We start from the raw sequence: 25556 nt of genomic DNA on the forward strand, positions 1-25556 counted from the left end.
GGAACACAAAGAAAGCGAACTCATCGAAATATGAGCACACACATTCATACAAGAAGATGAAAGATATTTGCACATCACTGAGGTTGATTCTTGACATCCTCTCCCGCTAACCTTGCGGTGTAGCGGGAGATTCCCAAAACTCACGATTTGGGTTTCTGTTTCTTTCCATTACTGGATTTTCGCAACTGCCCTTTAGACTTATGCCTATCAGGTCTTATGTTCGCTCCACAGACTGCAACGGTGTGTCCCACCGCCAAGATATTCCGGCTGGCGTTGATATCACGGTCGTGGTGTGTTCCGCAGTTTGGACAATCCCACTCTCTGATACTCAACGGCAATTTATCAACGATATGTCCGCAGTTACCACAGCGTTTAGAACTGGGAAACCATCGGTCAATCTTCACCAAGGTTCGACCGTACCACTTGGCTTTATATTCCAGTTGCCTCACCATCTCGCCCCATGCAGCATCACTAATAACACGGGCAAGTTTGGGATTTTTGACCATGTTTTTAACTGCCAAATCCTCAACTACTATCGTTTGGTTTTCACGAATCAGTCGGATTGTCAGTTTATGCAGATGGTCTTTACGTCCGTCAGAAATTTTAGCTTGAATCCGAGCAACTTTGAGTCTAGCTTTATCACGATTGCGAGAAGTTTTTTGTTTGCGACTCAAAGACTTTTGGACTTTCCTCAACTTTTGATAGTGCTTGTCAAACGCTTTTGGATTCGCAATCTTTTCACCCGTACTCAGGGTGACAAGGCTACTAATGCCAACATCCAAGCCTACAGCACTATCAACTGGTTGCATGGCTTGGTCGGTCAGATCGTCAATCCGCAAACTAACAAACCAGCGTCCAGAAGGTTCAAGTCTAACTGTGATGGTGCTAGGTTCACATCCTTCGGGAAGCTGCCTAGACCATTTAATTGGCAAACTTTGAGAGCATTTAGCCAAGTAAACCTGTCCATCTTTCCACCGGAAAGCAGACTTGGTAAATTCCGCGCTGCCACCACTTTGCTTCTTTTTGAAGTTGGGGTATCTTGCTCTACCAGCAAAGAAGTTAGTGAAAGCAGTTTGCAGATGTCTCAAACCTTGTTGCAGTGGTACGCAGCTAACCTCATTCAAAAACTGGAGGTCATCAAGTTTTTTCCACTGCGTCAACATAGCAGAAGACTGAATGTAATCAACCTTCTGTTGTCTCTCGTACCAAGCCTCGGTTCGGGAAGCCAAAGCTTTGTTGAAAACCAACCGCACACAACCAATTGTCCGGCGCAATATCTGTTCTTGCTCGGTGGTTGGGTAAAAACGGTAGCGGTAGGCTTTTTCCATACCTCACATTTTACCATTAAATTTGTGAAATACGTACAACCCCCCATGCACCAAAGTTCATTTACTCACTCGTCGCTCACCCCGTCGTCTGTCGTTCGCACTCCACAACTCGACTCAGGGGTGAGGCTTCTCGCTCGTCCCCATTCCTCTCACCGCCAAACTGCGTTGTGGCGGGAGTCTCCTGGGGGTGTTAGATGAAACTCTATGAATTTGCTCCCACACGATCAATTCGGGTTCGCTGGGTTCTCCAGGAACTTGGGGTGGAATTTGAAGCAATCTCCATCAACATGCGGGCAGGTGAACACCGTACACCCGATTTTCTCACCATTAATCCCACTGGCAAGCTCCCTGTGCTCATCGATGGCGAACATATCATCACTGAATCCGTAGCCATTGCTTTGTACCTCGGTGAGAAGTACCCAGAATCTAACTTAGTACCGACAGACTTGCTTCTGCGAGCACAGCTTTATCGTTGGCTCCTCTTTACTGCCACCGAATTGGAACAGCCGCTATGGCGTATCGCTCGCCACACGTTTATATACCCAGAAGAGTTGAGATTGCCTGCTGAAATACCTCTCGCTCGGCAAGACTTCACCAGTATGGCTGTCGTTTTAGAGAACCATCTGTTGGATCGGCAGTTTTTAGTGGGTGAACACGTCACAGTGGCTGATTTTGTGCTTGCTTACACACTGGATTGGGCGAACGAAGTTCAGCTACTCGCCACTTTCCCCACGCTGGTGGACTACATGGAACGAATGTACAAACGACCAAAGGCATCTGGGCGAATCGCAGCTGCACTTGCAAGTCTCAATCAGACCTCACAATGATTCGTGATCTGATCAGCCGTTTGGGTATCAGCCAGAGTGAAGTCTGGTAGATATTGTTTTACAGAGACATCCAGGACATTGTGATTTGAATCATAAAATGAACTTTTAGCTCAAGATATGGGTTCTTGGCAACTTTTGGTGATCCTGGTTGGGGGAAGGCAGAGGGCAGATGGCAGAGGGCAGAAGCAAGACGAAGGAAAAATTTCCACAATTAAAGCAATGCAAGGATTATAGAACATCTGCATCACAAGAAAGCCGTAAGCGATCGCCCCTTGAAGTCACAAATCCCACGCCCGGTTAAGAAAACGTTTTAAAACCTTCTGCCATCTGCCTCCTGCCTTCTGCCTTAAAGTGCGTAACCTTTCATCATCACCAAAATCTGACAAGAACCAAATTATGATTCAAAGCACAGACATCCAGGTTAATTTTTCCAGCTTCTACCAATTGCAGCGCTGCGATCGCTGTAAAAGATTTACTCAGTGAAGCGAGCGGAAATTGAGTTTGTGGGGTGATAGGTTGCTGAGCGTCCGCTTTGCCATAGCCTTTGGAATGGATTGACATCGCGACACTCCTTGAATTACGTTGCTCCTTCTTCCAAAAAGCTCAATTAACCGAACTGGTCAAAGGAAATAAATGCTCCCATGATTCTCTGGTAAGCTGCCACTTAATCTGGCTCCACCCTTGCATACTCATCCAGCCGGAACCAGGTTGTGTACCGATCGCCTGGAATCCGTAACGTTCTGCTAGCCGGGATACTCTCAGGTTAGCACTCACAGAAAGACCAATAATTTCCTTTAGTCCCAAATCGCGGAACCCAAAATCAATCAGAGCTTTCCCAACTTCGATTGCATAGGCATAACGCCCCCAGTGCTGGGGTGCTAGCTCAATTCCAAGTTCTGCCTGCCCGGCAGCATAGCCATCCTGCCGCAATCCACCACAGCCAATTAACTCCAGATTGCGGCGATCGACGATCGCCAACTGGTAATTGCATCGAGGAACTTCGGTTTCCCATTGTATGAACCGTTGAAACAGTTGATAAGTAAAGTCCGGGGTCACTTCTTCCGGTGAACAGAACTCGGCATAACGAGGATCAGCGTGATAAGCAAGGAATGCAGGCTCATCCTCCTGAACAAAGTCACGGAGAAGAAATCGTTTGGTGGTAATGTCCATAGCCATGTTTTAGGAAAGCGATCGACTCTGGGTTCCTTCACCAGGCGTGATAAATAACACTGAACTGGGAGTACGAACCTTTGCTGTATGCCAGACTCCGCGTGGCACCAAAATGTACTGACCGGGGGTGTTGAGAGACACGATTTTTTCACCTTCGTTCTGCTCCAGCACGAAATCAATCTGTCCAGATAAAAGGCAGACAAATTCCTCTCCGGCAGGGTGTCTTTCCCAACTATCCCAGTCTTGCTCGAATGTGTAGTGGGAAATCAACCGTTTTCCCTTAAAGTCTCCAAATTGCTGCTCTAGCTTTTCGTAGAAGCGATCGCTAACAGCGATCGGAATTGCATTGTTAGCATCATCCAGGACAACAAAAGTTGAGTTGATATTTTGGGGAGTGACTTCACTCATGATTCGATGACTCCTGCTGTAAGAATGAATAACGATTAACCTCGGAAACCAACTAACGCCTTTCGTCCGTCTGCTACGAAGTTGGGCTGCTGGCATACCTATACCCAATCTTCAACCGTTAAAGCCCAGCGTTCATGGTCACGCCATTCTCCATTGATTTTGAGGTATCGTCGAGAGAAGCCCTCCTTCGTGAAACCGAGTCGCTCTACCAAATGAATGGATGCCCTGTTTTGGGGCTGAATACGATGCAAACCGAGTGTACAAAAAGCGTAATCAATCGCTAAACGCACACCCTCTGACATCAACCCCTGACCTGAAAAATTTACGTCAACGTAATAACCGAGATAAGCATTTTGAAACGCTCGGTAGAAGATTTGACTGAAATTTGCGACTCCAATAATTTCAGCGCTATCTGCGTGACAAATTAGTAAGCCTTCAAAGTCCTCATTTTGGCAACGATTGATATAGTTTTTGCACTCCTGCTCGTTGAGTGGAGGAAAAGCCCAGAGGAAATGGAACTCTTTGCTTCGGGAAGGATGTATTGTAATGTTTTCTCTTTCGTTTACCCATTGAGCCATTGCAATGTCTATCGCCTTGCCGCCTAAATGTCTACGCACTCAACTTTAATGCTACCGTTGATTATTTGGTAGGCTTCTTTACCAAAGAGCAACTCCTGTTTGTGACAGTACGTACACCACAAGACCAACGTATTATTTTTACCTATGTTTATCAGGAGTATCACCCACAAAAATCATCCACCCGGATATCCCGCCAAATGTCAGAAATCTGCCAGCCAGAGTTGCCAACAGACTGTACTGGAGGATTGTCAAGGAATGGAATATAGTCAGGTTCTCTTGGAAGAAGAATTGCTGCTGGTTGCTCATCAACTACAGGGGCTGAAGAATTGACGGTACAGAAGAGAAGATTTTGGTCTTCAGCGTGTTGGATTTCCATCATTTTCTTCAGAGTCAGCTTGTCGGATTTTTTGATGATCTTCATATCTATCTATTAAAAGTTTTCATTCACTGCTCCCCAAAGGCATTGGCTGAAAATCTGGATGACAGCAAAGTTGTGAGAAATTGGGTGTTAATAATTGCACAGAATAAACAAGATACAGCAAATCTATAGAAAATACGAGTCCCTTGCTGAGGAATTTATCAATTAGATATAGATACAAATTTCTTTTTCGCGCAGATGCCACAATATTTTACACAGATGTTTTGGGCACTCTTTAGCCTTATAGGAACCATTGATTCCCAAAATCAAACTGGAAAGGATTTTTTGCAGACAGGGAATTTTGATAACAAGCGTAGGTGATGATGAGCGCAACCCACAGTCTTTTAAACTTTGACTTGATTTTAGTTCAATCTAAGGTATCTCGCTCAAAGTGGCTTTGTTACTGAGATAAAATTATTCAAGTTTATTTAAATTCAAAAATTTAATTACTCCTGGCATATCTAGCAAATAATTGCTAACCATCTCTAGAGAATACACTTCTGGCAACGCCCTCTGAAACTTACTCAGGCGATATTCTGGTAATTGCGAAAGGATAAAGCGCTGGGTAGCTGGAGCTTTCCAAAAGGCAGAAGTACTCATCTGAGCGATCGCTAAACTTAAAGTTGCATAACCAACACTATCGCCTTCAATTTTTAACTTGAAGTTGTCAGAGGTAATCTTCCAATCATGGTGAAATTGCAGACCGTATTTAAGGGTGTGATTAATTTGTCCACCTGCGAAAGTCCACCACAGCGCCCGATCTGGTTCTAATTGTATGCTTGATTGAACTTCTGTTATTAATGGCCTGAGATCAGAACGGTACTCATCTAACACAGCTTGTGTCTTAGCATCAATGTAAGGAATAGTACTTTCTGATTGCAATATTTCCGCAATTTGCTGACAGAGTTCAAAGCCTAGTAGCTGTGGGGCAAAGCCACCCCAGCTTGGTTTTTTACCACGAGGAGCAGGAACAACTCGAACTGTGCGTTCCTCATGGTTAATGTGCATAACTGTCCAAGCTCGACCACTGAGCAGGAATGAACTCATGTCTGCGACTAATTTATCAACGAACGATTGCTCTAGGGAGCCTACAGTGTAACCTACAGGTGTTTGTACTTTATACATTACTGGGCTGCTGAAGACGGCGTAGAGTTCCATAAAGTTTTTGCGCCCAAATACTCGTTCTGCTTTTTCTCCCATTGATAGTAGTCCACCAGCTAGAAACAGGTAATCTTCCTGAATCATGTGTTTGATCAGTATTTCAAATTCTGAGTGGGTTATGCCTGAAAAATCAGGAACTACTGAAAGTTGCCCCCAGCAGAGTTCTGGGCTAATGCCACCAAATTGGAGAGTAAGTGCTAGTAGCTGATGTACAAGTACGGGCCATGCGCGTGTCTGATTCGGTATAGATTCGACCCAGCCTTTCCTAGCTAGTTCAATGATGGCGATCGCTTGCAAAACTGTCTCTATATTTTCACAAAAAAATGTAGTATTAGCTTGTTGCCCCGTCCTTCGGCCAGTACGCCCCAACCTTTGAAGGAAGGATGAGACAGTAGAAGGAGCATTAGCTTGTAATACTAAATCGAGGTCGCCAACATCGATGCCCAACTCTAGAGTGGAGGTACAAATAATGCTGGCATTTGTCCCTCTATGAAAACGCTCTTCTGCGGCTGTTCGTTCTTCGAGGGAGACAGAACTATGGTGGACAAAGACATCTGTACCTCGGTTACGCATCCGTTCGGCAATTTCTTCAGCCAAAGAGCGACTTTGGCAAAAAAACAGGCTTTTCTTGCTCTGCGTTATCTGACTGGCATCTTGAGCGATCGCGCCTAGTGTATCACGCAGATAAACGCGCAAATCCTTTTTCGAGGGAACTTTGGGCGGATCGACAACGCAACCTGGACGTTTTGATGTACCTTGGAGCCAATGCAAAATATCTACCGGATTACCAACAGTGGCACTAAGTCCAACGCGCTGCACGTCGTTATTGGTGTAACGAACTAGCCGTTCCACAACGGACATGAGATGGGCCCCTCGGTCTGTACCAGCTAGGGCATGAACTTCATCAATTACTAAAGCACGCATATCGCCAAAGATTTTTGTGTGAGGGACTTTGGCGGATAGCAGCATCACCTCTAATGACTCAGGAGTGGTCATCAATAGTGCTGTCGGCTCTTTAATAAAGGCACGCTTTTCCTTATCTTTAATATCCCCATGCCAAAGAAAGCGCCTTAGACCTACCATTTCGGTGTAATGCCCCAAACGTTCGGCTTGATTATTCAACAAAGCTTTAATCGGTGCAATGTATATGAGTCCAACTCCTTCAGGCTCGCGTTCCATTAACGTTGCTAATAATGGAAATATAGAAGCTTCCGTTTTGCCACCAGCTGTAGGGGCTAGAACAATTGCATTATTACCGTCGAGCAGTGTATGTCCTGCCAGTTCTTGGACAGGACGCAGAGAAGACCACCCTAAATTGGAGACAATAGCGGCTTGCAAACGGGGAGGAAAACGAGCAAAGGCTGAAGTCATGGCTAGAACTCCACGGCTGCGTAACCTTGAATATCCGCAGGTTCTTCGTCAAAATAAGTACGACCTTCACGGATGAGCAATTCTACTTCATTTAAATCTGTGGGTTCAAAACCTTCTGCGCTCATCGGGTCAAATTCATCGTTTTCTGCTGCTAAATCAAGGATGTTGACAAACTGGCGCAGAAATTGTCGAGGAACCACTCCCACGTCTCCCTTAAAGCCAGCAGTAACTTTGGTAACTAGCCGTTCAATAAATTCTGAAGTGACTTTATTGACAATTCCAGTCCGATTGGCTGTGGGGTAAATTTCTCGCAATTTGAGTGCCACCTCTTTTAGACGGCGTGCATCAAAGGGTTTGAGTTCTAACTGGGGTTGGCGGGGGTTAGCAAAGCCAGCAAGAGTCAGAAATTGGATACGGTCATGCAGAGGTTCTAGTCCAGCTACACCACGCTTGGTATCAAAAAATTCAGGCGTACCCGTATAAATCCATAATAATCCTCTGTAACGGTCGGCGGCATCACAGATTTGGCGAATTCCATTTAAAGATTTACCTCGGCTATCATGCCGCATTCGCAGTACTGTTTCTACTTCATCAATGACAATAACCAGTCCCTTGTAGCCTGCGGCTTTGACAATTTCGAGAATACCGTGCAGGTAGTCTAGGGCATCTCGGCTAGCAATATCTCCCTTAATGCCTGCGGCTTTTTTAGCGGTAGCAGCTACATTTTCACTACCAGAAAGCCAAGAAAGCAAGGCGCTGGCTTCAGCAATTTCACCTTTCTGCTTAAAAGTAAAAATAGCACGGAGAACTCGTGCCATATCTTCTGGAGCTTTACCGCCTGTAAGAGAAGCAAGTTCTTCTTCTATGCGTTGCTGTACTAAAGTATCGAACTCGTTGCTGTTTTCATCTGCCCCACCAGCAATCAGTGCATCTTCTACACGCGCAATCCAGCGATCGATAATATCGCTTAAAGCACCTCTAGGACAAGAACTAGTTCCCAATTCCTGAACGACTTTGCGATAAACATCATCGAATTTGTAAAAGTGCAAATCGTTATCAGAAACGACAACAAAGCTGGTAGCAAAGCCTTGAGCTTGGGCATCAAGGATGGCTAGACGGGACATAAAAGTTTTACCACAGCCGTAACCACCGCGTAAGAACTTGAAGACACCTTCGCTATTAGCTGCTAGTTGAAATTGACGATGAATTTCTGTTCGCTGTTTGTCAATACCGACAGCAAAGGCTTCTAACCCTCGTTCTGGAACAACGCCGGAGCGAAGACGTTCAAAAATATGCTCAATATCTCGTTCACTGATTGCCATAGGGGAATTGGGAATTGGGAATTGGGAATGGGGAATTGGGAATGGGGAATTGGGAATTGGGAATGGGGAATTGGGAATTGGGAATTGGGAATTGGGAATGGGGAATGGGGGGTAAGATTTATTAATTGTGGCGTGATTTTAAATAGGCGTTAAGTTTTGGTGGTAATTCATTGATTATTGGTTTGAGTTTTTCTACTTGTTCTTTACTTAAAAGTTGACGGGTATAAGCTAATCTCAGCCAACTAATTGTTTCATATAATGAACCTCTGGCTATTTTGATAAACCGTTTATTATCTTGATAGTTATAACGTCCTCTGCCTTCGGCAATATTCGCACAAATACTATCTGCTGAACGTACAATTTGTTTACCAATAGTGTCTTGAGCAAATTTATCCCATTGTTTGACAATATGCCAAATTTCATTTGCTAGTTTCTCTGATAACTTGTAAACCTCCAACTCTTCAAAATCTGGTCGCCCCATCCTCACCACCCCAATTCCCAATCCCTAACTCCCAATCCCTAACTCCCAACTCCCAACTCCCCATTCCCCATTCCCCATTCCCCATTCCCCATTCCCAATTCCCCACCCTAATTTTGCTTGACATAGCGTTTCCCGTTGCTGGTTGTTTCAATCCTGACTGAGAAAGGAACCTTCTTCAGATGTTCCTCAAAATCTAAGGAGAAACGCCGCACCAGTCTAGCTGAACCAAGGATTTGGTTTAGTTCCGGTTCTGTGATTGAACCGTGTTGCTGGAGGTGGAAGAACACACGCCGAACGGTTTCATCCTCGAAACTATCTTGCCAGTCAGTATTTTTGGGTAATTCGGTAGCCGCAGAAACCTCACCCTGGATCAATGATCCAGAGACATTGAAATAAGTTTGAGGAACTATTGGCTCTACATCTTCAACATTATCTGGGTGATAAATTTCCAGACGGACACGTTCATCTCGCTGTCCCTTGAGGTCAAAAAGCACCTCAATCCAGTCTCCTTCGACGGCAATTTGGAGTTGCTGATTTTTTACTTCTGCGCCAGGAGCATCCTTAATCGTAACTTGGATATCAGGTCGCTCTGGCACGCGCAAAGCGACATTAATTTCCCTGGCTCCTACAAAACTGAGAACGCCTTGGGCAACAGGTGCGGGCTTAACCCTAACCCGAATCCGGCTACAGTCTAGAATACTTGGCTCTGGTTTGGCTTCGATGAGATATTTCACCATTGCCAAATGAGACTGATGACGATGGGATACTGTTAGTACAGGAATAACTCGCTCTTGAAGACTATTCCCACCATGTACAAAGGTAGCACCAGGATTGCCAGTAGCAAAAACAGCAGTATCTTTACGGAATAGTAAGTAACCTTCTTGTCCTTCATATTTGAGAGCATTTAAAGAAACTGTTACCATTTCTTCTTCGGAGCGAGGTTCTTTGGCAAGAATATAACGGCGATTGGAGTCACGATAAGGTTTTTCTTGGGTGGTTTGGTCTTGGAGGAGAAATCCGTGGTCAGCAGTGAATACAAACTCATTTATACCAATACTTTTGAGGTGGTTCCAGGCTGACTTGATTTGTTGAAGCCAGGTTTCAAAGGTTGCTAAACCCACATTAGCTTCGCCTGCATCGTCAATTTCCCTACTGTGAACAACAACAAGATTGGTATTAGCACAGCTTTGTTTGAGGCTGGTGGTTGACCAATTGCAGACCTCTGCCAGAGTCAGACCCCGAACTCGTCTACGACCTGCACTGATATTATCAACACTTTTCTCACTCATTGCCCGGATTCGCTCATCAGGCTTTCGCACAGTATACTCACCTGTTTTAAAACCTTTGAAACCATCACTACCCGCTAATACTACCCGACCATTTTGGTTAACGGGGGCAAGGATGTTCATCCCGACAGCAGTGATGCTGGGTAATTCGGCATATCTCCCTTTCAACGTTACGGTAGTACCAGCCCCTTCAAATTCTTGGATAAGTTCTGTTGCCATTTCGTAGCGGAAGGCATCAATCAGAAAGTAAGCAACTTTTTTATTACCTTGAGTGAGGGGATGTACTACTTGCTCGTAGAGAGTGCGTTGCTGGAGGCCATCATCGGGTAAAAAGCTTTCTGTGGTGCAGATACCAGCAAAATCTTGTGCCAGCGTATCAGCCCAATTGCGGTACTGAAAACGAAGTTTATCGGCAGCTTCTAGGAGTTGGGCGAAGTGGGGTAAGGTGGGTTCTAGGAGTTTTAACCTCTGCTGCTCAAAGCGACGATGTGCTTTGTCTACTTCAGAGCCAGTTTGTGTATAGTATTCTAAAGCTTCTCTGAGGGTTTGTTTGCCCTTAAGCTGCCCTGAACCTTGAATAATGTAACCCAAAGTGGCTGCATCTTTGATTAATGACCATTCTAATCTACGAGTGCGATCGCGTTCTAGCCAAAATGAAGCAGACTCGGTGTGAGATTGTGACCATTGTAAGGCTTTCTGAAATTCCCCAGTCAGCAGCGCTTGTACAGCACCCTGTAAAATGGCGGTTTCTTCCCACTGGAAGGTTTCAAATTGTCCCAAGTCTTCGGGGCTAATTTGATTAAGTTCTTGTTCTAGATGGGATTCTACAATTGCTGCTTTGGCTGCATAAATATCTGGATGGCGTTTTCGCAGATATTCGACGAGTTGCTTGCAGGTCTTTCGCAAGGGTAGAGAAAGTTGGGTCAGGGGTTGCAGTGCTTCAAGATGAGGAGGGCGAGTGAGGTCATGGACATATTCAACGCACATCAGCCAAGCGGCAAATGTTTCGCCCAGGTCGAGGAAAGATAGGGGTGTGTCGCCGTGAAAGAAGCACACAAAGGCTGTGTTCATCCCTGTGTGACGGTAGAGATGTTCTGTTAAGGTGTTGAGGGCTGTTTGGTCGCTGATTCTCGATTGTAGTACTTTGTCTTCGCCCAGGATACCGTCTACAATCCACTCCAAACTGAGACTTGTTAAATAAGCCCCTAGTCCGTCCTGGGGTTGGGAAAGGTTATTTTGCAGCCACACCTCGGCAGATGGTAAGTCAGTGATGCCATTGTTAAGGTAGTTTTCGATACTAGCAGGGTTAATGCGCCCTGTGACTGCTTCCCGAATTAATGTGTCAAAGGCTTTGCGGAAACGGTAGCCGGCGCGGTAAAGTTCCAGAATAGGAGTTTTGCGGATGGTTTCTTCCGTATGACCGGGCATGTGAATTAACAACGGTTCCGGGTCAAGTCCATTGCCATAAGTTTCCAGGGCAAGTACCATCTCTAAGTAACTGCCGCGAAAGCCAACGACTGGGGCAAAAAAGTCACCACGGTTATAGCGGGCGATTAACTCATCAACATAACTGTTGTAGTACCCGTCTTTATCTAGCCAAATAACGATACCGCGTTGACGCAGTTCTCGCTTCAGTTCTGCTTCCAAAACTGCGGTAATTGGACTTAATTGACTCATGCAGCCTCCTCTTCTTGCTCAAACAGAGGGCCGTAATCTTCCTCTTGGGTTTCTTCTTTTTTGCGTTTGCGTTCCCGTCGCTTCTCTTCTTTCTCTATAATTTCCTGCACTAGGTGGGGATTTTCTCTAGCAAAGGCTAGGCGCAAAGTATCAGAATTTGTTTCCTCAATAGTAAAATCTTCGGAAATTTCATCTTGCAAGCGCAGTTCCCATTCGTAAGCTTTAGCTGGGTGATATTTCCAAAAGCAGCCGTGGGCTACGGCGAGGGAAGGATCTTGTTTGCATTTACCATCAACTCGTTTGGGAAAATAACGGGCGGCTAAATGTGACCAGTCATAATCTTTTTTACCTTCGGCGTTGCAGAGTTCTGACCACCATTTTTTGGGTTGGTTCCACTGGGGTTCGAGTAAGGGCCAGAGGGCTGCACTATTGACCATCACACCGTCGTCCAAATCCATTTTGAAACGGGCATCAACTTCGCGGGAAATATCTCTGGTATTGGCTGGGGGTGGCCCTTGTTCAGCGCACTGTCTCACTAGGTCTATAAATGCTTTAAGTTCTTCGTGGAGTTTTTGTACTTCGCTGTAACGTTCTTCGGCTTTTGCTTGAGTTTTTTTATCGCTTTGATGTCTTGCTGTGGTCAGGTCGTTGAGTTCGCCTTCTAGTTGACTGAGTTCGGGGATGAGGTAGTCTGCTAATAAAGTTTGCAATGTGTTGTCAGCCCAACGATGAATGCTGACAAAGGCAACGAAGTTTTTACGCGGGGATGAAAGGGGAAAGTAAATTGGACGGCTTTCGTACATCCCCAAGTGAACTTCTTTAAAGAAGGATAATCGCAACCATTTGCGAAGTTGGGTTCCTTTGGCAATAATTGAGCCGTATTCGTGCCAAGTTTCTTGAATGAGTTTACAGTTTGGGTGTTCTAAGCTGTCTTTTTCAGAGTAGGCGGAGAGATAAAGAATACCGTGGGGGAGTGCAGTAGCGGGAGCTTGATTGAGGATACCTTCGCCATTTGCACTAAATCGTCCTAATGCTACGCCGATGGCATAGGATACAAAATTGGTTGGGGGTGGATTTTCGTAGACGGGTTCGTACTTTGGTAGTGGTGTGCCGGGTTTACGGTCTACTGCTGTTTGTGCCCATTCTTGGGCATAGTTCCAAACAGATGCAACTGGTTTTTTGAATTCTACAGATGTTTCACGGGCGGCTTCATGTTCGGTGAAGGCTGCATCTAGTTGTGTGAAGATTTCTTCAGATGATTCTATAGGGAATAGGGGAAGACGGTTAACATCACCAACTTGAAAGCTAACTGAGGGATTGAGAGAAGCCATAACAAGGCGGCTTACGTGACTGTTCAATAGGCAAGTAATGTCAGCTAAATTCTCTGGAAAAAGTGATGAGCCTTTATCCCCTATAACACTTCTGAATCTATGTACCCGTGCTGTGAAGGCTGCTCCTATCATTGAAAAAGCAACACCTAGTTGAAAATAATATCGCTCATTTTGAGGTCGTGAAGTTTGTTTACCGTCACGCTCCATTAACTTAACAGCTAATCCATTTGGCTCCCAACATAAAACATCTGTAAGAGGTTCAAACCAAACTTTTCCAGCAGCACCCTTAATATATGGAACCCACTTGTTATTTGGTAAATTAATAAGAGGCTGATTGATTGAACATATAAATAGATGATAAAGCTGTATTTCCCAAAATTGCCGCAGGAAACGAGTATTATTTGCTGTAACCATTCCTTGCCGAACATCAGTTTTATCTCTCACTTTTGGTGTTTCAGCATATATTTTGAGAAAATCTTTATCCCACCAATAAACGAGAGGTTTTTCTTTGATAACCTCAAAGCGATCGCTCCAAAATTCAAATCGCCCCACTTGCGCCAAAACTGCTGCACGCTTTCGCTTTGTTCGTCCGCTATCTCGTGAATTATCATCTAATGGAGTTGGCTGGATTGCTATACTAAATCCTTTGTTTGGTGTTGCTTTTTGAAACAGACTCATAACTGTTGCAACTACTTCATCAACTACTTCCTCAAATGCACCCCGATCTACATCTCCTAATAATCTCAAATCAAAATTGCTGATTAAATATTCACGAATCTGTGTAAATTGCTGAATAAACATCCAATTCCGCATTGTCAACAACGCAGACACACCCCCAACTTTTGCTAATTGCAAACCCCGTTCCAAAAACGCTGCATACAAATCCGCCTTTCCTTTTGGGTAATTCTTCGTAATATACCCAGCATCCGCCATCTTACTCGTCCCCTGATACGGCGGATTACCAATCACCAAATCATAACTATTTTCACGCACAATGCGGATAAATCTGATACCTGCTGCCAACTGCTCACCCCGCAACCGCAAGCCCAAATCATCGCCACTGGTACACCGAGAAAGAAATTGCTCAAGCTTATCAAGTAAAGAAGCTTTCGTCTCCTGAAAGTTGAAATCTGGTTTTTGCTCACCAAAGCCTGCAAAAATATCCCCTTGAATCACCTGCTGAAACTGACTTTCATACTCACTAATTGCTGCATCCACTGCCGTATCTACCTTCAACAGGGTTCCTAAATAATCTGCTCCCTGTAAAGCATATACAATCTGATTTGTCAACTTTTCAGGAATCCCCGTCGCATCTGTCACCTCTCGCCGCAACTCCACCAACGCCGGATCATCTGCTGGTAAGGAAGCCAACTGGAGATTAGATGCAACTAAATTCAGATGTTTAGGACTTGCTTCACGAGAAAGCAGCCGCGCCTTCAGTATCAACGCCGCCGCCGCAATTTGTATTGCTCTGGGGTCAATATCAACACCATATAAATTGTTCTCTAAAATCGACTCAACAATTTGGCGATCGCTCCAATTTTCTCCCCGATGCCTTGCCTCTTCCTGATAAAGTGTAAATAACAATCCAAAGGCAATTACCAGGAAATGAGCCGAGCCAGTGGCAGGATCTAAAATTTTTAGCGATCGCACACTCTCTGGTGCATGAGTGACTGCATCTGCGGTTAATGGTTGGGGAACCCAATATTTCCAATTTTCTTCAATTCCCGGTTCAATTGGCATTAATGCGTCTAAAGTCACCTCTGTTCGTTCGCGCTTTTCTCGCCACTCTTTACGCCTTGCTTCCAAACGAGCTAAAGTTCCATCTGCCTCAACCTCAGCCGTCCAACCGTGCTTTTTGCACATCGCCAGCCACATCTGCCCCAAACTGTTATGGAGTAACCACTCCACCATGTAACGCTCTGTAAACATTTGGGTTTTGCTAGCAATTTCATGGGGCTCTACCTTCCCGCCCCCATTTAATTTGGCATCTAGGGCTTCTCGTTCTGGATCGTTCCAGTATTGATAAACCCACCCCAAAGTTGTATCGTCCAGCCAAACATCCTTTAATTCAGCAGTATCCAAAGCCTCAATTGCTGCTCTCAAGGTACTGGCTGGAATTGGGAATAATGCTGTAACTCCGACATTACCAAACAAACCTGGCAATTCCTGAGCCAGTTCATCGTAGAGTAATTGCAGTAGTGTTCCGTATCCCTCGGTTTCATCCTTGCACAAATCCGGTGCAAAATCTCGAAACTCCCGATAACCCCGACTCTGCCAACCTCCGGTTAATACAGCAGGTTTAATTAATCCGTGTGCTTCCATCTGCTTAATTACTATCAGCCGATTGAGCAAGGTTGCAGCTGCGAGTTTGACAGCCGTTTTCAAATAGCGATCGCGTATCTCCGACTCTTGTTTCTTACTTTTACCCTGACTACGGGATTGCTCATCTAGCCATTGTTCTAAGCGCTGTCGTTTCACCTGTTGCTCTTCTGCTAATCCCGCCTTATTTAAGGTTTTAATTGATAATCGATAGGTGCTTTCTATGGCGTTTTGCAAATCAGTGAGCAAACGTTCTCTTAAAGCACGAATTGTATTTGATAATTTGGATTTAGCTTCAGGGGTGAGATAGGACATTGGGGAATAGGGAATGGGGAATTGGGAATTGGGAATTGGGAATTGGGAATTGGGAATTGGGAATTGGGAATTGGGAATTGGGAATTGGGAATTGGGAATTGGGAGTTGGGGGTTAGAGGTTGGCAGTTGGGAGTTGGAAGTTAGGGATTGGGAGTTGGGGGTTAGAGATTGGGAGTTAGGGGTTAGGGGTTAGGGGTTGGGAGTTGGGGGTTAAAGGTTGGGAGTTAGGGGTTGGGAGTTAGGGATTGGGAGTTAGGGATTGGGAGTTAGGAGTTAGGGGTTGAGTATTTATGCTTCTTATTCCCAATTCCCCATTCCCCATTCCCCAATTCCCAATTCCCCATTCCCAATTCCCCATTTAAGATAAGCGAATGCGAGTATTGGGTTTGAGTTGAGCTAATAGCCGCTCTTTTAACTGGTTAACTAGTGCATCAATTTCTGCTTCTGTGCTGACTTCACGACCACTAAGATTTAGCGGTAGCTGCACCACTTGATCTTCAGTGACTTCGGACAACACATCATCAAGCCTGTTATTAGCAGTAGTCTCAGCCTTCTGGAGCTTAATTAGTGCTGAATCTTTGAGTTCTAACAAACTGGGATAGAGTGCATCCTGAGTTGTGTCATAGGTCGCTTCTTGAACGGAACGGAACACATATTCTCCTTGCTTTTCGTTTAATTTGATAAAGTTTTGGCGCTGTTTGAGTCGTCCTTGAATTGCTTTGGCTTGCTTTTCTTGACTCTCAATCAAGTTCAACCGCACAGCTTTGTAGTGCTGTTCAATTGCTTGTAGGTGAGGTTCCAAGCTGCTAATATCCCGCCAAGAGCGATCGCTATTTAGCTGTTCTTCTAAAGCTGCGATCGCTTCAGTAATTTCTGTCCAACGCTCAATCTGCTTGAGTTGAACTACTTGGTTATCCCGAATATTAATTGCCTTAGTTACTGCATCCACAGCACTATCGGTCAAATCTGTCAAGGAAATACCAAGTTCTTGAATCCCATCTCGCAGTGCATCGAGATTTTTCTTAACTGCAATCACAGTGTCTTCAACTTGGCGAGAACGGGTACACTTTTCCAGGGACTCGCGTAACTTGACTAAAGCTGGGGGTAAATTTGGTCGGTTTGGTAGTCGATTGTACCGTCGTTCTAATTCTTGTAATCGTTTGACCTGACCGGGGAACTGTTGGAAAACTGCATCAGCGATCGCATCATTTTCCCGATCCAGTTCAACATCTAATGAGTCTTTGAAGAACTTACAAATGGCAATTTTGTCACGCGGGGTAATACTGGTTTCATTGGGAGGTAGCAAATCGGCACGTTTGATGTCCCGGTCTTTAGTGAACATATCTTTAGCGCCAGGGTCACGCACCGATGTAATTTCTGGGCCAGTTTCGGGTCGAATCCGCACCTTAGTAGCCCGAAGTAAACCTACCAAGCAAGCCTTAACCACATCTGCGGGATAGCCGTAGGGCGGCCCACCAAAGTGAGTTAGCAGCACATTGCCAGAAACTCCGTTTTGGTCTTGAATGTACTGACCAATTCGGGAAGGAACTTCACCGCTACAGGTGGGCATATATTTACCTGCATCTAGTTCGAGTATGCCCAGCCCATCTTTCATAAACTTGTGGGATGGGCCAGATAAGTTCGGCTCTAAAAGTTGCGCTAATTCAAGTGGAGTAACTGCCACATCTACATAATGGCTGTAAAGCTCCGGCAGAATGTTTTCCCCTATGCGTCCAAGCACAGTAGTAAAAGTTGTACCGTGTTGCTGCTTGTCGATTTGTCGCCCTCGGAAGAAGATTTCACCATCCATAAAGGATTGAGCGATCGCTTTTTGCACTTCTTTCTCTAACACGTCACGGCGACTTTCTTCTTCTCCAAGTAAGTTTCTCTTATCTTTGGTAAGAGATTGCTTGCGACTTTCATACTTACTGATGATGTGCTGGGATTTAGCAAGTTCTCGTACTTGGGCTGCAACATTATCGCAAGTACCTACTACCCAAATTAGGCGATCGCGGAAATTTGAGCGATCGCTAGTTTGTATCCAAGTTGTAGGGTTTCGCTCTTCTTTATTAGTGAGATAGCGAAAATCAATAGTCAGCACAGCTGGGTCGTTTGAACCTTGAATACGCTCATCCTGTCGTTGACGACCATCACTATAAATAGCTAACCAAGGAAACGACTTGTTTTTGTAGCGAGGGCGTTCTACAGTGCCTAACAATGACTTCAACTTGTCTGACACAATCAAACTAATAGCATCAGTAATCACGCTGTGATTATCTCGCTCTCGCTGCCATTCTTGCCCAGCAGAACTTTGAATTTTATAGCCAAGTTTATCAGAATAAGAAAGTAGCCCTAATCCCCGCAACTTCTCTAAGGCTGCTGTACTTGATGGCTCATTGTTGCCCATTCCCAACTGAGAATAAAGACATTGGCTAACCAAAGTAACAGTTGTTGGTTCTTGTTCTTGAATCAACTCCAAAAGTGCCACGGCTTTTGCAACTTTTATCGCCATCTCGTCTTTAATCACTTCTTCATGGCTGAACAAACGTGCTAGCGTAGTTTGCACATCAGCGTCTAAAGCCGACTGTTGCACTTCATAAATGCTATCGATAGTAACTAACGCGCCTAGTTCCTGTTCTCCTAGTTTCTGTTCACGGAACAATTCCCCCAACAGTTGTAGTAGCCCTCGAATGGCATGGTCATCTCCCTTAGCGCGGCTGGAACGGGTACGCAGATTTGATGTGATTTGCATCAGTAAATCTACGTAACCGGGCAGCATAGGATAAACTTCAATAAAATCCTCTTCAGTGATGGAATCGCACTTATAGCCGTAGAGTTTGAGGTCGCTACGGTGCTGGGCAAAAAGCGATCGCAACTGCGCTTCTTTCGAGGAAGCTTTTTTCAAAAGCCGCTTATGCACAACATCTCGAATGTTGGTAGGTGCAAGGTGAACCCTCAGCTTGGGTGGAAAACGATCCTTGAGCTTACCAATGTTGCTTTCATCCTCACTGTCTTCCAGCTTTTGCTGCCCTGTGGCCAATAACCATACTTGTCCTTTGAGTTTCTGCCCCAAATCAGAAACAAACGACTGAAGCTTGAGCATCCGCTCCGTATTCTGGTGTATATACTGGCTTACCTCATCTACTACAACGAACAAGGTTTTACCAGAGGCGCGGTGATTGAGCATATTAATGATGGCTTTAGTCGTTTCCGAGGGCGAGGTTCCCATTCCCGTTTGGGCACCAGCACGACTATCAAACCAACTCATTGGGTCAGTATAACGGCTAGGATACATAGCGTGCATAACTTCAGAGAAAGCTTCCTCAGCCAACTGATCGCTCTTCGCTTTTGACCAAGGTTGTCCCAAAGTCTGCTCTACACAGATTAAAAACTCTTGCCATTTCCCATCCAGTTCTAGCTTCAGTTCTAGCTCGGCAACATAATTACTAATAGTGCAGTAGCCCAAATGTGCTTGTACTTCCCGCTTGACTGCTGAATGGATATGCTCGTCATCTCGTGCTACTGCACCAATATCAAAGACCACGGCTAAGGGATCAATCTGACTACGAACTCGATTCCAAGCATCTTGAAACTCTTGGGTTTTGGGAGAATCATCCCGCGCTAGCAAGGCACTTGCCACCGTCCGATTATCGGGTAAAACCATATCATTGAGAGCCAGCCCTAAAAGCTTGGCAAAACTCGACTTCCCAGATCCATAAAAACCTGATATCCAGGATGCTGGAAGTTCAGCCCCACCCGGTTTTTGTAATTCTTCTGCCATAGAATTGAGCAGCTTCACAAACTGCTCGTGAATTCCCGACTGTACACGCTTGTGGCGGGGGTCAGTTTCGGGATAACCGCCTGTAATGATGTATTCAGAGACTTCTTCTAAGACCTTGGCAGGCTTTTGCTCATGAAAATAAATGACTGGAGCAATATTACGGGTGACATCAGCAGCAAAAATTTCCTTAATTAACATCCCATCACCTCTCTAATACTTCCAGTAATATTCCCCATTCCCAATTCTCAATTCCCAATTCCCCATTCCCAATTCCCCATTCCCCATTCCCCATTCCCCATTCCCCATTCCCACCCCGAAAGGGCTATGAATAAATTCGAGGTCGATAGTCCCGGTCAGAGGGCAGTTCGTCCATAAAAGACAGAGCGTTCAAATCCCTTCGCTCCCCTGGATAAAGGAGAACAACAGGCAAGTTGCTTGTCTTACCATCGATATGCTTAAGAAGTGCTGATGAGCGAAAAAATGGATACAGCCCTCCAGCACGTCCCAAAAAAATCAACGTGCGGTTGGTTTCACCTGGGTGTTTATCTGAAAAATCATCGATTAAGGCAATAACATCTTTGGCAATCCCCTCAGCCCCTTCAATGTAAAGTGCAATTTTGTCTTTTAAATGATTCAGCGCCCGGTTTGGGTCTTTGGCATAGAGACGATGCTCTGTGCGAATAATACTTTCTAAAACCCTTGGTTCTTCTCGCTTGAGTCTGTCTAAAAACAAGCACTGAAGAGAGATTGCTAGAACATTCCAACCTTGTCCCTTCAGGTCATCTGTTAGTACCCGAATTTGAGCGCGAAGTTTAAATTCTTCACGGGGATCGTAAAGTAGAATGGCAAATCGGTAGTTCCGCATTGTGCTAATTTTGGGGCCACCTTCATCGAGCAAGTCGCTGCGTAGTGCCTGCACCGCAGACATTTGAAGGTCAAGCAAAGATCCAATCATGCTTGTTCCTCCCACTTCGCTTCATTGGCGTAGTCTCTCGCAGAGAGGATTTGCATCGCCCAAGATTTCAGGTCAACATAATGCCAGCCAAAATCATAAAGATCACCCATGCGGGTAAATGATAACCCTGGTAGACGGCTCAACCTCTGTTCTAAAAAGCTGTCAAATAGGCCAACAGAGTTGAAATAAGGATTACTAAGGAGCGAACCTTCAAAGTATAAATCACGTAAAAAATACAACCAGTAGGCTAGAGCTTCATCAGTCACCTTGGGATATTTGAGGCTACGCATCCCTGAATTTTCCGAGCAAAGTCCCGCAGCAGCAGAGGCGGCTATCAAGCCAGTCGCCATACGAAAGGTTGTTGCAGCAGACCACTCACTTTCTAGCTGCTGAGTTACCCAACGTGCCACTATGTCCCGATCAATGCCAGAATTAGGTTGTAGACGGCGCTGTTCTAAAAAAACACCAGTAAAATTCCGGTAGATGGGATCGCTCAATTGCATATGCCAGTGGCAGATATTTTGGCGAGTTGTGGGATCGTTAGGTCGCCAATGTTTAAGAACTGCTAAGGACATTGGATAGGCTTCAAAGCGATGGCTGAATTCTAATAGCAGGCTGCGAACACGTGCCATGCTTTTACTACCAAACCAACGTTCTTCAAAAGCAACAACTGCCCGTTGTTCTCTAGGTATATCTATCCTGAAGTGTTCCCAGTAGGCGCGGCTTTCTTCTAGCGCTAAAGATGTACGTAGCAATCTGGTATGGAATTGACTGACTTCTTTGCCATGAAACAACATAGATTGGGCTGCTACTGGATGGAGGAGTTGCCGCTGAATTACTTTAGTAGCCATCGAATTTAGCGCTCCTCCAAACGGTAAAACGGCATGGGGTAGCTCTCTACAATTGGCAAAAGTGCAAACGCTAGCTTCTTAGCACATTCGTCTAATGCCTTGAGCATTTCACCAAAAATTTCCCGTCCACTAGGAACCACTTTAAAATCCACCTTTTGGTGCGGAATACTGATGGCTTCCTCGAAGTCAGCCGCAGAAAAAGGCTGATAGATATCCAGAGATAAAGGTAAAACATCTACCGGTTTGACCCCGCTCTGCTTGTGGAAAGCTAGTCGTTCTGTCAACTGTTCATCAACGGTAAATCCCCAAAAAAACAGCGTTCTTACAGCATCAGGCTTCGCCATATCTAAACGCTTACGCCGATCTTGCTGGATTGCAGCCTGTCGTACCGCTTGCAAGGATGCCCACTGATGCGTCTTGGGAAAGAGCCGCCCAAATAAGTCACCACCACCATTTTCATCAATTAAGTCTGTACGCCACCAGTCGAGACGCTTAGGGTCACAAACTCCTTCTCCAGCCCAAGCGACTATTATTTGAAGTGCCAAAATATTGTCCAGTGTATCTTTAGTAACTTTATTAGCTAGCATTAGAATTATAAAAGTTTAAATTTTTACTGTTTTGCTTGAGACTATTTAGACATAAGCTTCTTCACCGAGTTTGACAACATTATTTGTTGAGAGTCTTGATATTAAAGTCAAAATAGTGTTAAATATCTAAAAACTTTCAATTTATTAATAAGTAATATCCACTAAATTATTCAATACACATTAACTTGAAGCGTCTCGAATGCCCTGCGTAATAATACGCAAGATAGTCCATATGAATTATTCTTATTTTTAGGACTTACGCATCGTACATAAGTACTACACGCAATTTGGGTATTTCAGCCGTGTTTAGCACTCAGCGATGTCTACGACGGGCTACGCCTACGCAAATATGGGAATAAATCGGGGTTATGCGAAGCGCCTGAAACGACCAAAAACCGTAACTCATGCTATGGACAATTTGTACAGTGCGTAAGTCCTAATTTTGTTAACTGCAAGTAGAATTATTTACAAAAATTTTGCAGATATATTTAAATCCTCTGCTATGTAAAAGATATAGCTTCTGGTGATGGAATGCTGATTTGAAAATCTGAATCGTAAGGCGGGAATTTATGCGAACCTCCCTTTGGGAGGAGCTTGGCTAACGCAGATTCGTTGATTAGCTCCATTCAAATGAGTATTTTATCGTTTAAAAAATAACAACATCCCATGTGAATTTTCTAAAGATATCTCTTTATTACTATTGTGATTTCCCGATTCATACCCTTGTAAATCTTGACTTGAAAGTGAGTACACATCAGTTGCAGCAAGCTGATATCCTTGAGTATTGAAATAACCAACTAGTTTATCAGGCATGACATGAGATGCACCGTAACTTGGTAACAAATTATGTTCAATTTTATCCTGGTCTAAAATATTTAATTGCACAACACCTGTACGACAAAATATATCAAAATCAATTGGCTCAACTAAGCCACTTGTAGTAATTTCTATTGAATCTAATTCCATCGCCAGTTGCTCTATACTCGCAAAATTCTGCGACCACGGGTTGCCCATTAAAAATAGCCTTATCGATATTGTCTCTGGCTGTACTTTCACAATATCGAGTAATGTTGTTGTAACTGCATCTGGTTGTAAGTAATCTAATACTCCATGAACCGAAACTAGCCGCAGGCTATTTGGAGTGTAAAGTTTTGTCAGTTCTAGTTCTGCTAGATTGCGATCGCAAAAATAATTTAACTGTAGGTTTGGGTATTGGCTGCGTAAAGCTAAAAACTTTTCTGGCGGCTCAGTAGCAAGGTCGTAACAGTCGATTGTCGGAAGTTGGTAGCGCGTTAAGTCAACTCCCTCAAAACCAAAAAAAACTTCACGCTCGGCAAAACCTGCACCCAAGATAGCTGCACTATCACCATTACCTGAAAAAATCGCTTCCCAGGTGAGGGGATAAACATTGGGGGTAAGTTCTAAAAGCCTAGCTCGACTAATTTCTAAGATATTGCCACTGCCCTTGTTTTCTAGGAATCTTACTGCCATAAAACCTCGCTATATTATGAAACAACCTTGGGACGACTGATTAGGGTGATATCTTTACCTTCGCCCAAACGGTACACTTCTGTGCGATCGCCAACATCAATTTCAAAAAACCGATAGCTTGTAGTAAACCGCGCCCACGGTGCCAAAGGATTAATTTTTGGGAGATTGGTTGTTGCTTGGTAAGTAATTTCAAACCCCGTTCCCCCATCTTCCTTGAACATTCGCAAAAAACATTCGTAGTCTCTAGCGTGCCAAAAATCAGTCGTTCGGCGACGCACAACATCTTGTGAGTCAGAACTCATTGCCCGTGCTGCTGATGCGGACACGATCAATTGCAAATTGTCAGACATTCGCGTTAAAGCAAGTTTCTTGTCTGGGTTTGAGAATATTTCATCAACAATTGGTCTAAGCTCAGGGTGCAAACAAGTTTCGGCAATGTAAAACCCTGAATACTTGCTGATATCATTCTCAAATTCCCGATCAACTAGTCTTTCGCAGTCACAACTAACTGACTTTCGTAAGCTTGCAAAAATCAAGTCTTCATATAACTTCTGCTGCGATGCTGGCGTTGCTGCAAGAATTTTGAATGCAGACCCTCGCATTCCCTGAATTCCAATCAAAGCACAGGTACAATTGAGGGATGCCGCCCACATTGCGAGAAATTTTCGATAGTTGGTATAAAGCATTAATGCTTCCTGATAGTCAGGAGCTTTAATTTTGAGTAGATGCTTTACTGGATTGGGTTTAATTTCCCATCCAGGCTTGCATAGTAAAGCCCATAACGCAGAAGAATCTTCAATGGCATCCATGCATTTATGCCCCAAGCTTATTAATGACAATTATTGGTCTTTCCGTTTTTGTCAAACCTCATGCGGGATATCAAATCCTTAAGATGGGCTGGGTCTACACCAAACCTATGAGCAATGTCATACTCCTCATCTTCAGTTGGCGGTGCATTTAGTGTAAGTAAATGCTCCAAAAAAGGTTGCGACCCCCCTAAAGGCAAACCATCATCCGTAAAAGGTAATCTATGTTCGTGCATTGACTGCTCAAACACCGCAGGGCGGGTATTTTGTAGCCACGCTACAACCTCACCAGGTTTTGGCGGCTCTATCCCCAGTCGATCGCATTCTTCTAATAACTCGTTTGATAATTGTGATTCTACTGCGGAGACGCTGTGCGATCGCTCCACCAAATCCTGCAACCACTCCTGTAGCTTTCCTGTCTCTGGCAGTTGCCAACCCAGCGTCTGACAAGCAGCTACAAACTCTTGTCCAATAACAGCTTCCCTATGCAAATTTTTCAGAAATGCAGCATACTCGTCTTCCGATAAGACATTAAGCTGCTGCTGAAAAAACTTTTGAATTTCTCGACTTAAGCGAAATATACGTGATGCCTGAAAATCATTGTCTTTCTTAATACCCTCAATATCACCCAAGCCAAGGGAGAGATTATCTACAAACCAAACCCCTACCTGGCCTACTTCTGGTACTGATAAACCCAAGGATTCGCACGCAAATATCAGTTCTATGCCCAAAGAGGTATAACCAGAAAACATCTGCTCCAAACTACCCGGTTGAGGAACCGGCTTACCACTTTTTTGAGCTAGGTCAACTAAATCTAAACCCAAATCAACTAAACGCCTTAAAGCTTTCGCCAAAGTGCCACCCAATATCGGCAGTAAATCATCTACCTTTTGCCGCACACCGGGCGCAAGGGTAAAAGATACTCGGTCAGTATCCCCTCCAGAAAAGCGTTCGCGCTGATTTGACACACGTTTTTTGAACTTGGTTTATCGAGATTTCTCTTCAGTTTATAGAAACAACAGGGGTTTTAGTTACAAACCTTAAGTTTTATATCAAAACCTATATCGCTAGAACAAATAAACACTTCACC

At 44.5% G+C, this 25556-nt stretch carries 20 protein-coding genes; 2 read left to right on the plus strand and 18 right to left on the minus strand.

Features of this window, described 5'->3' with window-relative positions; genetic code table 11:
- Positions 1 to 140 precede the first annotated feature (140 nt).
- A complete protein-coding gene (locus V7K62_RS11000) occupies positions 141 to 1328 on the minus strand; it encodes an RNA-guided endonuclease InsQ/TnpB family protein (RefSeq protein WP_334863957.1) in 1188 nt (395 codons plus the stop codon).
- Positions 1329 to 1522: 194 nt separating this feature from the next.
- Between V7K62_RS11000 and V7K62_RS11005 the strand changes: the two genes are divergently transcribed.
- On the plus strand, positions 1523 to 2155 hold the full coding sequence (locus V7K62_RS11005; protein WP_334863958.1) for a glutathione S-transferase family protein: 633 nt from the start codon (positions 1523 to 1525) through the stop codon (positions 2153 to 2155).
- 369 nt (positions 2156 to 2524) lie between these two features.
- On the opposite strand, the gene V7K62_RS11010 is transcribed toward V7K62_RS11005, so the two are convergent.
- The 10 genes from V7K62_RS11010 to pglX form a co-directional block, all read right to left on the minus strand.
- Entirely contained in the window at positions 2525 to 2716 is a 192-nt protein-coding gene (locus V7K62_RS11010) for a serine hydrolase domain-containing protein (protein WP_334863959.1), read from the minus strand.
- A gap of 42 nt (positions 2717 to 2758) precedes the next feature.
- Positions 2759 to 3325, minus strand: coding sequence for a GNAT family N-acetyltransferase (locus tag V7K62_RS11015; protein WP_334863960.1), 567 nt, complete (start codon positions 3323 to 3325; stop codon positions 2759 to 2761).
- 9 nt (positions 3326 to 3334) lie between these two features.
- The gene (locus tag V7K62_RS11020; RefSeq protein WP_334863961.1) at positions 3335 to 3733 is read right to left on the minus strand and encodes a cupin domain-containing protein; all 399 of its coding nucleotides are present in this window, start codon (positions 3731 to 3733) and stop codon (positions 3335 to 3337) included.
- Positions 3734 to 3831: 98 nt separating this feature from the next.
- Positions 3832 to 4311: a GNAT family N-acetyltransferase gene (locus V7K62_RS11025; RefSeq protein WP_109013305.1), complete on the minus strand. Its 480-nt coding sequence runs from the start codon at positions 4309 to 4311 to the stop codon at positions 3832 to 3834.
- A gap of 160 nt (positions 4312 to 4471) precedes the next feature.
- Complete coding sequence (locus V7K62_RS11030) at positions 4472 to 4732, minus strand: hypothetical protein (RefSeq protein WP_094352000.1); 261 nt, start codon at positions 4730 to 4732, stop codon at positions 4472 to 4474.
- 411 nt (positions 4733 to 5143) lie between these two features.
- Positions 5144 to 7261, minus strand: coding sequence for a DEAD/DEAH box helicase (locus tag V7K62_RS11035; protein WP_334863962.1), 2118 nt, complete (start codon positions 7259 to 7261; stop codon positions 5144 to 5146).
- Between the two features lie 2 nt (positions 7262 to 7263).
- Positions 7264 to 8583: a BREX system ATP-binding protein BrxD gene (gene brxD / locus V7K62_RS11040; RefSeq protein ID WP_334863963.1), complete on the minus strand. Its 1320-nt coding sequence runs from the start codon at positions 8581 to 8583 to the stop codon at positions 7264 to 7266.
- 121 nt (positions 8584 to 8704) lie between these two features.
- A complete protein-coding gene (locus tag V7K62_RS11045) occupies positions 8705 to 9064 on the minus strand; it encodes a four helix bundle protein (RefSeq protein WP_334863964.1) in 360 nt (119 codons plus the stop codon).
- Positions 9065 to 9171: 107 nt separating this feature from the next.
- On the minus strand, positions 9172 to 12027 hold the full coding sequence (pglZ, locus tag V7K62_RS11050; RefSeq protein ID WP_334863965.1) for a BREX-6 system phosphatase PglZ: 2856 nt from the start codon (positions 12025 to 12027) through the stop codon (positions 9172 to 9174).
- Entirely contained in the window at positions 12024 to 15995 is a 3972-nt protein-coding gene (pglX, locus tag V7K62_RS11055; RefSeq protein ID WP_334863966.1) for a BREX-6 system adenine-specific DNA-methyltransferase PglX, read from the minus strand. Before pglX ends, pglZ begins: the two co-directional genes overlap by 4 nt.
- A 13-nt stretch (positions 15996 to 16008) precedes the next feature.
- Here pglX and V7K62_RS11060 point away from each other — a divergent pair, with 13 nt between their 5' ends.
- Complete coding sequence (locus V7K62_RS11060) at positions 16009 to 16188, plus strand: hypothetical protein (RefSeq protein ID WP_334863967.1); 180 nt, start codon at positions 16009 to 16011, stop codon at positions 16186 to 16188.
- A gap of 165 nt (positions 16189 to 16353) precedes the next feature.
- On the opposite strand, the gene brxC is transcribed toward V7K62_RS11060, so the two are convergent.
- From brxC to V7K62_RS11095, 7 genes are all read right to left on the minus strand, one after another.
- Entirely contained in the window at positions 16354 to 19974 is a 3621-nt protein-coding gene (gene brxC, locus V7K62_RS11065) for a BREX system P-loop protein BrxC (protein ID WP_334863968.1), read from the minus strand.
- A 124-nt stretch (positions 19975 to 20098) separates the two neighbouring features.
- Entirely contained in the window at positions 20099 to 20731 is a 633-nt protein-coding gene (locus V7K62_RS11070; protein ID WP_334863969.1) for a BREX protein BrxB domain-containing protein, read from the minus strand.
- Positions 20728 to 21582, minus strand: coding sequence for a hypothetical protein (locus V7K62_RS11075; RefSeq protein WP_334863970.1), 855 nt, complete (start codon positions 21580 to 21582; stop codon positions 20728 to 20730). Before V7K62_RS11075 ends, V7K62_RS11070 begins: the two co-directional genes overlap by 4 nt.
- A 5-nt stretch (positions 21583 to 21587) precedes the next feature.
- On the minus strand, positions 21588 to 22169 hold the full coding sequence (gene brxE / locus V7K62_RS11080; protein WP_334863971.1) for a BREX-6 system BrxE protein: 582 nt from the start codon (positions 22167 to 22169) through the stop codon (positions 21588 to 21590).
- A 639-nt stretch (positions 22170 to 22808) separates the two neighbouring features.
- Positions 22809 to 23660 carry a hypothetical protein gene (locus V7K62_RS11085; RefSeq protein WP_334863972.1) on the minus strand — a complete coding sequence of 284 codons (852 nt, stop codon included), beginning with the start codon at positions 23658 to 23660 and terminating at the stop codon, positions 22809 to 22811.
- Positions 23661 to 23674: 14 nt separating this feature from the next.
- On the minus strand, positions 23675 to 24469 hold the full coding sequence (locus tag V7K62_RS11090) for a hypothetical protein (RefSeq protein WP_334863973.1): 795 nt from the start codon (positions 24467 to 24469) through the stop codon (positions 23675 to 23677).
- 20 nt (positions 24470 to 24489) lie between these two features.
- Entirely contained in the window at positions 24490 to 25434 is a 945-nt protein-coding gene (locus tag V7K62_RS11095) for a hypothetical protein (protein WP_334863974.1), read from the minus strand.
- Positions 25435 to 25556: the final 122 nt, after the last annotated feature.

This window comes from Nostoc sp. (assembly GCF_036917935.1).
Lineage (GTDB): Bacteria > Cyanobacteriota > Cyanobacteriia > Cyanobacteriales > Nostocaceae > Nostoc.